Below are 10,368 nucleotides of genomic sequence, written 5' to 3'. Positions count from 1 at the left end.
TGGCCGGTCACCGGCCTTCCCGCCCTCCGGGGCGCCGTGACCGCGGCCCCTCCGCCGTGGCGTCCGGCGCCAACAACGCGTAAAGATCACCACCGAGGTCGTATGGGATGTGTCAAGAGGAGTCGAATCGGGGTGGTTACCGGCGTTTGCTGTTCCTCGTCCGGTTCGGTACCCGTCCGCCCTCGGGAGCCGTCCGGCCACGCCGAACGACAGGGGAGGCCCCCACACATGACCCGCGTACTGGTGGTCGAGGACGACCCGCAGCTCGTACGGGCCCTGGTGCTCAATCTGCAGGCCCGCCAGTACCGCGTGGACGCGGCGGCGGACGGGGCCACCGGCATCCGGCTGGCCGTCGCACGGTGGCCGGACGTGGTCGTCCTGGACCTCGGTCTGCCCGACATGGACGGGGTGGAGGTCATCGCGGCGCTGCGCGGCTGGACCCGGGTGCCCATCCTCGTCCTGTCGGCGCGCGACGCGTCGGGCGAGAAGGTCGCCGCGCTGGACGCCGGGGCGGACGACTACATCACCAAGCCGTTCAGCATGGACGAGCTCCTGGCCCGGCTGCGCGCCGCCGTCCGCCGCAAGGAGGCCGCGCCCCTGGCGTCGGAGACCGCGGTCGTGGAGACCGACGCCTTCACCGTCGACCTGCTGGCCAAGAAGGCCACCCGGGGCGGGCAGGACATCCGGCTCACCCCCACCGAGTGGCACCTGCTGGAGATCCTGGTCACCCACCCGGGCCGGCTCGTCACCCAGAAGCAGCTGCTCCACGAGGTGTGGGGCGCGTACCACGGCAGCCGGACCAACTACCTGAGGGTCTACATGGCCCAGCTGCGCCGCAAGCTGGAGGCGGACCCCTCCCGGCCCCGGCACCTGATCACCGAGCCCGGCATGGGTTACCGCTTCGAACCGTGAACACCAGCACCCCGGGAACCCCCCCGTGGACGACGGAAGACGACACGCGATGGCACGAGGCAAGCTCCGGATCTACCTCGGCGCCGCGCCGGGCGTGGGCAAGACCTACGCGATGCTCTCCGAGGCGCACCGGCGCGTGGAGCGCGGCACCGACTGCGTGGTGGCGCTGGTGGAGCACCACGACCGTCCGCGCACCCAGGTGATGCTGCACGGCCTGGAGCGGATCGAACGCCGGACCGTCGCCCACCGCGGCGCCGAGTTCACCGAGATGGACCTCGACGCCGTGCTCGCGCGCCGGCCCAAGGTCGCCCTGGTGGACGAGCTCGCCCACACCAACGTGCCGGGCTCGCGCAACGGCAAGCGCTGGCAGGACGTCGAGGAACTGCTCGCGGCCGGCATCGACGTCGTCTCGACCGTCAACATCCAGCACCTGGAGTCGCTCGGCGACGTCGTGGAGTCGATCACCGGGATACGGCAGCAGGAGACCGTCCCCGACGAGGTGGTCCGCCGGGCTGACCAGATCGAGCTGGTGGACATGTCTCCCCAGGCCCTGCGCCGCCGCATGGCGCACGGCAACGTCTACCAGCCCGACAAGGTCGACGCGGCACTGTCGAACTACTTCCGCCCGGGCAACCTGACCGCCCTGCGCGAACTGGCGCTGCTGTGGGTGGCCGACCGGGTCGACGAGTACCTGAACGCCTACCGCAGCGAGCACGAGGTCTCGGCGATCTGGGGCTCCCGCGAGCGGATCGTGGTCGGCGTGACCGGCGGCCCCGAGGGCGCCACCCTGATCCGCCGCGCGGTGCGCCTCGCGGAGAAGGGCGCCGGCGGCGAGGTGCTGGCGGTGTACGTCCTGCGCGGCGACGGCCTGACGTCCGCCTCGCCGAAGGAACTGGCGGTGCAGCGCAAGCTCGTCGAGGACCTGGGAGGCACGTTCCACCAGGTCGTGGGCGACGACATCCCCGCCGCGCTGCTCGCCTTCGCCCGCGGGGTGAACGCGACGCAGATCCTCCTCGGCGTCTCCCGCCGCAAGACCTGGCAGTACGTCCTCGGCCCTGGGGTGGGGGCGACCGTGGCCCGGGAGTCCGGCCCCGATCTGGACGTGCACCTGATCACCCACGCCGAGGCGGGCAAGGGACGCGGACTGCCGGTGGCGCGCGGGGCGCGGCTGGGCCGCACCCGCATCGTCCTGGGCTGGCTGGCGGGCATCGGCGGCCCGCTGCTGCTGACGTTCCTGCTGACCGGCATCGACGTGTCGCTCGGTCTGGCCAACGACATGCTCCTCTACCTGACGCTCACGGTGGCCGCCGCGCTGCTCGGCGGCCTGCTGCCCGCCCTCGCCTCCGCCGTCGTCGGCTCGTTCCTGCTCAACTGGTACTTCACCCCGCCCGTCAGCCGCCTCACGATCGCCGATCCGACGAACATCCTCGCCCTGGCGGTGTTCGTCGTGGTGGCCGTCTCGGTGGCCTCCGTCGTCGACCTGGCCGCCCGGCGCACCCATCAGGCGGCCCGGCTGCGGGCGGAGGCGGAGATACTGTCCTTCCTCGCGGGCAGCGTCCTGCGCGGGGAGACCGGCCTGGAAGCCCTGCTGGAACGGGTCCGCGAGACCTTCGGGATGCAGTCGGCGGCCATCCTGGAGCGCGAGGACGAGAACGCTTTGTGGGTCCCGGCGGGCAGCGTGGGACCCGACGTGCCGGTCGAACCGGAGGACGCGGACGTCGACGTCCCCGTCGGCGACCGCATGGCCCTGGTCCTGACCGGGCGGGTGCTCCCCGCCGAGGACCGCCGGGTGCTGGCCGCCTTCGCGGCCCAGGCGGCCGTGGTCCTGGACCGCCGCCGCCTGCGCGAGGAGGCGGACCGGGCCAAGGTCCTGGCCGAGGGCAACCGGATCCGCACCGCCCTGCTCGCCGCGGTCAGCCACGACCTGCGGACCCCGATCGCGGGCATCAAGGCGGCGGTGACCTCGCTGCGCTCGGCGGACGTGGTCTGGTCGCCGGAGGACCAGGAGGAACTGCTGGCCGGCATCGAGAACGGCGCGGACCGTCTCGACCAGCTCATCGGCAACCTCCTGGACATGTCCCGCCTCCAGACCGGCACCGTCACGCCCCTGATCCGCGACATCGACCTGGACGAGGTCGTCCCCATGGCGCTGGCGGGCGTCCCGGAGGCCGAGGTGGAACTGGACGTTCCCGAGTCGCTGCCGATGGTGCTCGTCGACAAGGGGCTGCTGGAGCGCGTGGTCGCCAACATCGTGGAGAACGCCGTCAAGTACGGCCCGCCGGGCGTCCCCGTGCTGGTCGGTGCGAGCGTTCTCGGCGACCGGGTCGAGGTCCGGGTCGTCGACCGGGGGCCGGGCGTCCCCGAGGAGGACAAGGAGCGCATCTTCGCGCCCTTCCAGCGCCACGGCGACGCCCCGCGCGGCAACGGCGTCGGGCTGGGCCTGGCGGTCGCCCGCGGATTCACCGAGGCCATGGACGGCACCCTGCGGGCCGAGGACACCCCGGGCGGCGGTCTCACCATGGTCCTCAGCCTCCCGAAGGCCGCCGCGCACGGGACGGCGTAGCCCCCGGGCACGCGTGGCCCCCGGGCACGCGTGGCCCGGGGCGCGGGCCGGGGCACGTGGCCCGGGGTGCGTGGGGCGGGCGTGGGCCGGATCACAAACCGTTAGAGAGACGTCAAAAACGGGGTGTTCTCCGTATGGGGGGCGTCAAAGGGCGATCCGGTGCGGTCGGAACTGAGTTCTGATCTGACAGTCCCTTTCCGTCGCACCTCATCATCAGGAGCTCACGATGGCCGACCTGGCCTTCGTCGTCACCACCGTCGCGGCGTTCGCGCTCGTGATCCTCGTCGCCAAGGGGGTGACGAAGCTGTGACCGTCGAGCACGCAGTCGGCCTGGTCGTGGCCGTCGCCCTGCTGGGTTACCTCGTCCTCGCCCTCGTCTTCCCGGAGAGGTTCTGAGCCCGGCCATGAGTCCTGTCCTGTCCGGCGTGCTCCAGCTGCTCGCCCTCGTCGGCGCCCTGGCGCTCGCCTACGTCCCGCTCGGCAACCACATGGCCCGGGTCTACTCCTCGAGGACGCACCTGCGGGCCGAGCGGTGGATCTACAAGGCGGTCGGCGCCGATCCGGACGCGGGGATGACCTGGTCCGCGTACCTGCGCGGCATCCTCGCCTTCTCGGTGGCCGGCGTCCTGTTCCTCTACCTCCTCCAGCGGCTCCAGGGCGTGCTGCCCGGTTCGCTCGGCTTCTCCTCGGTCACCCCCGCGCAGTCCTTCAACACGGCCGTGTCCTTCGTGACCAACACCAACTGGCAGTCCTACTACGGCGAGCAGACCATGGGGCACGTGGTGCAGACCGCGGGCCTGGCCGTGCAGAACTTCGTCTCGGCGGCCGTGGGCATGGCCGTCGCGGTCGCGCTCGTCCGCGGTTTCGCCCGGTCCCGCACCGGTGACCTGGGGAACTTCTGGGCCGACCTGGTGCGCGGCACCGTCCGGATCCTGGTGCCGGTCGCGGCCGTCGCCGCGGTGGTCCTGGTCGCCTGCGGCGCGATCCAGAACTTCTCCGGCATCCACGCGGTGGGCCAGTTCACCGGCGCCCCGCAGCAGTGGAACGGCGGCGCGGTCGCCTCGCAGGAGGCCGTCAAGGAGCTGGGCACCAACGGAGGCGGCTACTTCAACGCCAACGCCGCCCACCCCTTCGAGAACCCGTCGCCGCTCAGCAACCTCTTCGAGGTCTTCCTGATCCTGCTGATCCCCTTCGCGATGACCCGCACCTTCGGCGTCCTGACCGGCTCGGTCAGGCAGGGCTACGCGATCCTCGCCACCATGGCCGGCATCTGGCTGGGCTTCACCGCCCTGATGATGTGGACCGAGTTCGCCCACCACGGCCCGGCGCTCCAGGCCGCGGGCGGCGCGATGGAGGGCAAGGAGGTCCGCTTCGGCATCGGCGGCTCGTCCGTCTTCGCGGTGGCGACCACCTTCACCTCGACCGGCGCGGTGAACTCCTTCCACTCCTCCTACACCGGACTGGGCGGAGGCATCACCCTGCTCGGCATGATGCTGGGCGAGGTCGCCCCCGGCGGCGTGGGCTCCGGCCTGTACGGCATGCTCGTGATGGCGGTCATCGCGGTCTTCCTGGCCGGTCTGATGGTCGGCCGCACGCCCGAGTACCTGCGCAAGAAGATCGGCGCGCGGGAGATGAAGCTCGCCGCCTGCTACATCCTCGTCACGCCGGCCCTGGCCCTCGTCCTCACCGCGGCCTCCCTGGCCCTGCCGACGCCGCCGCACTCGATGCTCAATCCCGGCGCGCACGGCTTCTCGGAGGTCCTCTACGCCTTCACGTCCGCGTCGAACAACAACGGATCGGCCTTCGCGGGCCTGAACGCCGACACCGACTGGTTCAACACCACGACCGGACTCGCGATGCTGTTCGGCCGTTTCCTGCCGATGGTCTTCGTCCTCGCGCTGGCCGGCTCGCTCGCCGCGCAGCGGCCCGTCCCGGTCACCGCCGGCACCCTGCGCACCGACAAGCCGCTCTTCAGCGGCCTGCTGGTGGGCGCCACCCTCATCATCACCGGTCTCACCTACTTCCCGGCCCTTGCGCTGGGACCGCTCGCCGAAGGGCTGGCGCGATGACCTTCCGTACCGACGAATCAGAGGACACCATGTCCACAGGCACCCGGACCCGGGCGCCGCACGGCGACCTTCCCACCGGGCACGGGCCCGCCGACGGCCGTGTCGCGGCGGGACTCTTCGACCCCCGGCTGATGGTCAGGTCCTTCCCGCAGGCCCTGCGCAAGCTCGATCCGCGGGTGATGGTCAAGTCCCCCGTGATGTTCGTGGTGTGGGCCGGCTCGGTCCTCACCACCGTCTTCTCCTTCACCGACCCGGGTGACCGGTTCGGCTGGACCATCAGCGCCTGGCTGTGGCTGACCGTGATCTTCGCCAATCTCGCCGAGGCGGTCGCCGAGGGCCGCGGCAAGGCCCAGGCCGACACCCTGCGCAAGGCGAAGAGCGACACGGTGGCCCGCAGGGTGGCCGCCGGCGGCGACGAGGAGTGCGTGCCGGGCACGGCGCTGCGCATCGGCGACCTCGTCGTCTGCGAGGCCGGTGACGTCATCCCCGGTGACGGCGACGTCGTCGAGGGCGTGGCGAGCGTCGACGAGTCGGCGATCACCGGCGAGTCGGCCCCGGTCATCCGCGAGTCCGGCGGCGACCGCTCGGCGGTCACCGGCGGCACCAAGGTGCTCTCCGACCGGATCGTCGTCCGGATCACCACGAAGCCGGGCGAGACCTTCATCGACCGCATGATCGGGCTGGTGGAGGGCGCCGCGCGACAGAAGACGCCCAACGAGATCGCGCTGAACATCCTGCTGGCGTCGCTGAGCGTCGTCTTCCTGCTGGCCTGCGCCACCCTGCCGCCCTTCGCGCAGTACGCGGGCACGCACCTGACCCTGGTGGTCCTGGTCGCCCTGCTGGTCTGCCTCATCCCCACCACGATCGGGGCGCTGCTCTCCGCGATCGGCATCGCGGGCATGGACCGGCTCGTGCAGCGCAACGTCCTGGCCATGTCCGGCCGGGCGGTCGAGGCGGCCGGCGACGTCTCCACCCTGCTGCTGGACAAGACCGGCACCATCACGCTCGGCAACCGCCGGGCCGCCGAGTTCGTGCCGGTGCGCGGCGTCACCGAGGCCGACCTCGCGGACGCCGCCCAGCTGTCCTCGCTGGCCGACGAGACGCCCGAGGGGCGTTCGGTGGTCGTGCTGGCCAAGGAGAGGTACGGGTTGCGGGAGAGGAGCCGGGGCGAGCTGACGGGGGCCGCGTGGGTCGCCTTCACCGCGCAGACCCGGATGTCCGGCGTCGACGTGGACGGGCGCCGGATCCGCAAGGGCGCCACCGGCGCGGTGCTCGACTGGGTGCACGGACAGGGCGGCCGCGTGGAGGTCGCCGCCGAGGCCGAGCGGATCGCCGACCTGATCGCCCGGTCCGGAGGAACCCCGCTGCTGGTGGCGGTGGAGGACGAGGAGGGCGCCCGCGTCCTGGGCGTGATCCACCTCAAGGACGTGGTCAAGGAGGGCATGCGGGAGCGGTTCGCGGAACTTCGCCGCATGGGCATCCGCACCGTCATGATCACGGGCGACAACCCGCTGACCGCCAAGGCCATCGCGGAGGAGGCGGGCGTCGACGACTACCTCGCCGAGGCCACCCCCGAGGACAAGATGGCCCTCATCAAGCGGGAACAGGCCGACGGGAAGCTGGTGGCGATGACCGGCGACGGCACCAACGACGCCCCCGCCCTCGCCCAGGCCGACGTCGGTGTCGCCATGAACACCGGCACGTCGGCCGCCAAGGAGGCCGGCAACATGGTCGACCTCGACTCCGACCCGACCAAGCTCATCGAGATCGTCGAGATCGGCAAGCAGCTCCTGATCACCCGGGGAGCCCTGACCACGTTCTCCGTCGCCAACGACGTCGCCAAGTACTTCGCGATCATCCCCGCCCTGTTCGCCGCCGTGCATCCGGGGCTGGACACGCTCAACATCATGCGGCTGTCCTCACCGGACTCCGCGATCCTGTCGGCCGTGATCTTCAACGCGCTGGTCATCGTCGCGCTGGTGCCGCTCGCGCTCAAGGGCGTGCGCTACCGGCCGCTGAGCGCCGACCGGCTGCTGCGGCGCAACCTCGGGGTCTACGGGCTGGGCGGCCTGATCGCGCCGTTCGTCGGCATCAAGGTCATCGACATGGCCGTCTCCCTCCTCCCCGGACTCTGAACACCGGCCGCGACTCCCAGAAAAGTGTGCTGATCACCATGAAGAACTCCGTGACCACCGGCGCCCGGCTGTTCGGCGCGGGCCTGCGCGCCCTGCTGGCGCTCACCCTGGTGACCGGTGTGGTCTACCCGCTGGCCGTCACCGGCGTCGCCCAGGCACTGTTCCCCGGCCGGGCGAACGGCTCCGAGATCGAGGCGGACGGCAGGGCCGTCGGCTCGTCCCTGATAGGACAGGCGTACACGCTGCCGCCGGAGGAGGGCCAGGAGACGCCCGAGCCCGACCTCAGGTGGTTCCAGGGCCGCCCGGCCGGCGGCCTGGGAACCAACACCCTCAACACCGAGTACCGGCTGCTGCTGTCCGGCGCCACCAACCTGTCCGCCGACAACGAGGACCTGGTGCGGCAGGTGGAGGACGCCAAGGCCGCGGTGGTGGAGGACAACTCCGTACCCGGCCACGCGGTCGACCCCTCCGACGTGCCCGCGGACGCGGTCACCTCCTCCGGCTCCGGCCTGGACCCGCACATCTCACCGGCCTACGCGGAACTCCAGACGCACCGTGTCGCCGCGCGCAACGGCCTGTCCGTCGCCCGGGTCGAGCGGCTGGTCGAGGACCACACCGAGGGACGGACCCTCGGGTTCCTCGGTGAGCCGCGGGTCAACGTCCTCGAACTCAACGTCGCGCTGCGCGAGCTGTCGGCGCGGCGGTGAGCGCCTGACCCGTGCCCGCGGGGGCCCGCGCACCTGCGCGCGGGCCCCCGCGGTGCGGTGCCGGGGTCAGCCGGCGAGGGTCGCGGGACGGTCGGCGCCGGCCTCCGTGACCGCCTCGCCACGGGCGTCCCCGGCGTTCTCGCCGGCCTGGGCGTCCTCGGCGTCCATGGCGTCGTCCCGGTTGCGCCCCCGGTAGGTCAGGTGCAGGGCCGTGACGGTGACGGCGGAGACGACCATGACGACGCCGTAGAGGCGGTACAGCTCCTCGGGCGTGAAGCCGTGCTGCTCCAGGTAGGTCGCGATGTTGGGTGCGAAGAAGGCGACGATCCGGCCGACGCCCATCATCAGGCCGACGGCCGCCGTGCGGATCGCGAGCGGGTAGATCGACGGGCTGATCGCGTAGTACGCGGCGACCCCGCCGTTGACCGCCAGACCGATCAGGACCGCGAGGACGAGGACCGCGGTCTTGTCGTCGAAGTAGGCGGCGAAGACGAAGAAGACCACGAAACCGACGACACCGATGAGAGCCGTCACCAGACGCGGGTGGATCTTGCGGGAGACCGCGGCGAAGAGCAGGGCGCCGACGACGCCGCCGGCGGCGACCAGCGCCTGGGCGCGGATGCCGAAGTCGGGGTCCCCGGTGGTCTGGGTGACCAGCTTGGCGGTCAGGCCGTTGGCGAAGTAGAAGGCGCCGATCACCAGGGCGTAGGACACCCACAGCAGAAGGGTGCGCGGCAGCATGACGCCCTGCCACATGCCGCTCGCGAACGTCGTCCCGCGGGCGGCCGCGGAGCCGGCGGGGAGCTCGTCAACGGCCGGGACGCCGATCTTGGCGGCGATGCGGTTGTAGTCACGCAGCGCGCCGGCCGGGCGCTTCTCGACCAGGTGGCCGACCGACTCGGGAAGCGCCGCGGCCGCGAGCACGAGGAGCAGCGTGGTGATCACGGCGGCGAAGAAGTAGGGGCCACGCCAGCCGAAGGAATCGATCAGCCACACCGAGAGGAAGCCGCCGACGGCCGCGCCGAGCGGCAGGCCGATGCCGTAGACGCCCATGACGACGCCACGGCGGCGCCGGCTGGAGAACTCCGCGCACAGCACGCTGACACTCGGCACGATCGCCCCGAGGAAGAGCCCGGCGAAGAAGCGGAAGGCGAGGAACAGCTCGAAGGACGGCGCCAGGCCGCTGAGCACCATGCCCAGCACGATCAGCGCGAGCGAGCCGACGATGTGCCGGCGGCGGCCGATGCGGTCGGCGATCGGGCTCAGCAGCGCCGCGCCGACACCCATGCCCAGCGTTCCGAAGGAGGCGACCAGGCCCTGCTGCCCCGTACTCAGCGACCAGTGCTCGGTCAGGGCCGGAAGCGTGTACGAGGTGATGAGGATCTCGTACCCGTCGACCATCGTCAGCAGGATGCAGATCGAGACGACCACCCACTGGTAGCGGGACATGGCGTTGTTCCTGATCGCGTCTCTGAGGTCCATCAGCTCTCCCGTGCTTGCAAATAACGCACTCCCTCGTGCATTTAGGGAAGGTTGGTGTTTCCCCGCCGCGCTGTCAAGGGTTGACCGCGGGCCCTTTAGGCTCTGCGCATGGCTGAGACCTCCCGCGCCGCCGGCGCCCAGACCCTCGCCCGAGGCCTCCGTGCGCTCGAGCTGGTGACCACAGCACGTGACGGGCTCACGGTCCAGGAGGTCGCCGATCGGCTCGACGTGCACCGCTCGATCGCCTCCCGCCTGCTGAGCACCCTGGCCGACTTCCGCCTCGCGGTGCGGGGCGCCGACGGCCGCTACCGCGCGGGCGTCGGTCTGGCGGCCCTCGCCGGCGGCATCCACGCAACCCTCCGGGCGGAGGCCGAGCCGGTCATGCGCGACCTCGCGGACGAGCTGGGCGCCACGATCTCGCTGCTGGTGACCGAGGGGGCCGACGCGGTGGCGCTCCTGGTGATGGAACCTCCGGCCGCGAGCTGGGTGCTGTCCTTCCG

Annotated in this window: 8 protein-coding genes; 7 read left to right on the top strand and 1 reads right to left on the bottom strand. The window is 71.7% G+C overall.

Annotation, left to right across the window (positions count from 1 at the left end):
• Window positions 1-228 precede the first annotated feature (228 nt).
• From HW445_RS08855 to HW445_RS08830, 6 genes are all read left to right on the top strand, one after another.
• Complete coding sequence (locus HW445_RS08855) at window positions 229-912, top strand: response regulator (protein WP_180220475.1); 684 nt, start codon at window positions 229-231, stop codon at window positions 910-912.
• A 49-nt stretch (window positions 913-961) separates the two neighbouring features.
• Entirely contained in the window at window positions 962-3,475 is a 2,514-nt protein-coding gene (locus HW445_RS08850) for an ATP-binding protein (protein ID WP_180220474.1), read from the top strand.
• Window positions 3,476-3,781: 306 nt separating this feature from the next.
• Window positions 3,782-3,871, top strand: a complete 90-nt coding sequence (kdpF, locus tag HW445_RS08845; protein WP_151775366.1) for a K(+)-transporting ATPase subunit F — start codon at window positions 3,782-3,784, stop codon at window positions 3,869-3,871.
• A gap of 8 nt (window positions 3,872-3,879) precedes the next feature.
• On the top strand, window positions 3,880-5,544 hold the full coding sequence (gene kdpA / locus HW445_RS08840) for a potassium-transporting ATPase subunit KdpA (RefSeq protein WP_180220473.1): 1,665 nt from the start codon (window positions 3,880-3,882) through the stop codon (window positions 5,542-5,544).
• Window positions 5,545-5,573: 29 nt separating this feature from the next.
• Window positions 5,574-7,679, top strand: coding sequence for a potassium-transporting ATPase subunit KdpB (kdpB, locus tag HW445_RS08835; protein ID WP_180220472.1), 2,106 nt, complete (start codon window positions 5,574-5,576; stop codon window positions 7,677-7,679).
• Window positions 7,680-7,717: 38 nt separating this feature from the next.
• Complete coding sequence (locus HW445_RS08830; RefSeq protein ID WP_180220471.1) at window positions 7,718-8,386, top strand: potassium-transporting ATPase subunit C; 669 nt, start codon at window positions 7,718-7,720, stop codon at window positions 8,384-8,386.
• A 66-nt stretch (window positions 8,387-8,452) separates the two neighbouring features.
• On the opposite strand, the gene HW445_RS08825 is transcribed toward HW445_RS08830, so the two are convergent.
• On the bottom strand, window positions 8,453-9,868 hold the full coding sequence (locus HW445_RS08825; RefSeq protein WP_180220470.1) for an MFS transporter: 1,416 nt from the start codon (window positions 9,866-9,868) through the stop codon (window positions 8,453-8,455).
• A 108-nt stretch (window positions 9,869-9,976) separates the two neighbouring features.
• On the opposite strand from HW445_RS08825, the gene HW445_RS08820 reads away from it, so the two are divergent.
• The coding region (locus tag HW445_RS08820) for a helix-turn-helix domain-containing protein (protein ID WP_180220469.1) at window positions 9,977-10,368 on the top strand (392 nt) is incomplete at its 3' end.

This window comes from Streptomyces sp. UH6, assembly GCF_013421635.1.
GTDB classification, from domain to species: Bacteria; Actinomycetota; Actinomycetes; order Streptomycetales; family Streptomycetaceae; genus Streptomyces; species Streptomyces abyssomicinicus.
Note: the sequence above shows the minus strand (reverse complement) of the source record. Positions and strands in the feature narration are given on the sequence as shown.

Bases quoted from the DNA above. Each gene is read 5' to 3' on its own strand.
- HW445_RS08830 (WP_180220471.1), top strand. From the start codon at position 7,718: ATGAAGAACTCCGTGACCACCGGCGCCCGGCTGTTCGGCGCGGGCCTG.
- kdpA (WP_180220473.1), top strand. From the start codon at position 3,880: ATGAGTCCTGTCCTGTCCGGCGTGCTCCAGCTGCTCGCCCTCGTCGGC.
- HW445_RS08850 (WP_180220474.1), top strand. From the start codon at position 962: ATGGCACGAGGCAAGCTCCGGATCTACCTCGGCGCCGCGCCGGGCGTG.
- kdpB (WP_180220472.1), top strand. From the start codon at position 5,574: ATGTCCACAGGCACCCGGACCCGGGCGCCGCACGGCGACCTTCCCACC.
- HW445_RS08825 (WP_180220470.1), bottom strand. From the start codon at position 9,868: ATGGACCTCAGAGACGCGATCAGGAACAACGCCATGTCCCGCTACCAG.
- HW445_RS08855 (WP_180220475.1), top strand. From the start codon at position 229: ATGACCCGCGTACTGGTGGTCGAGGACGACCCGCAGCTCGTACGGGCC.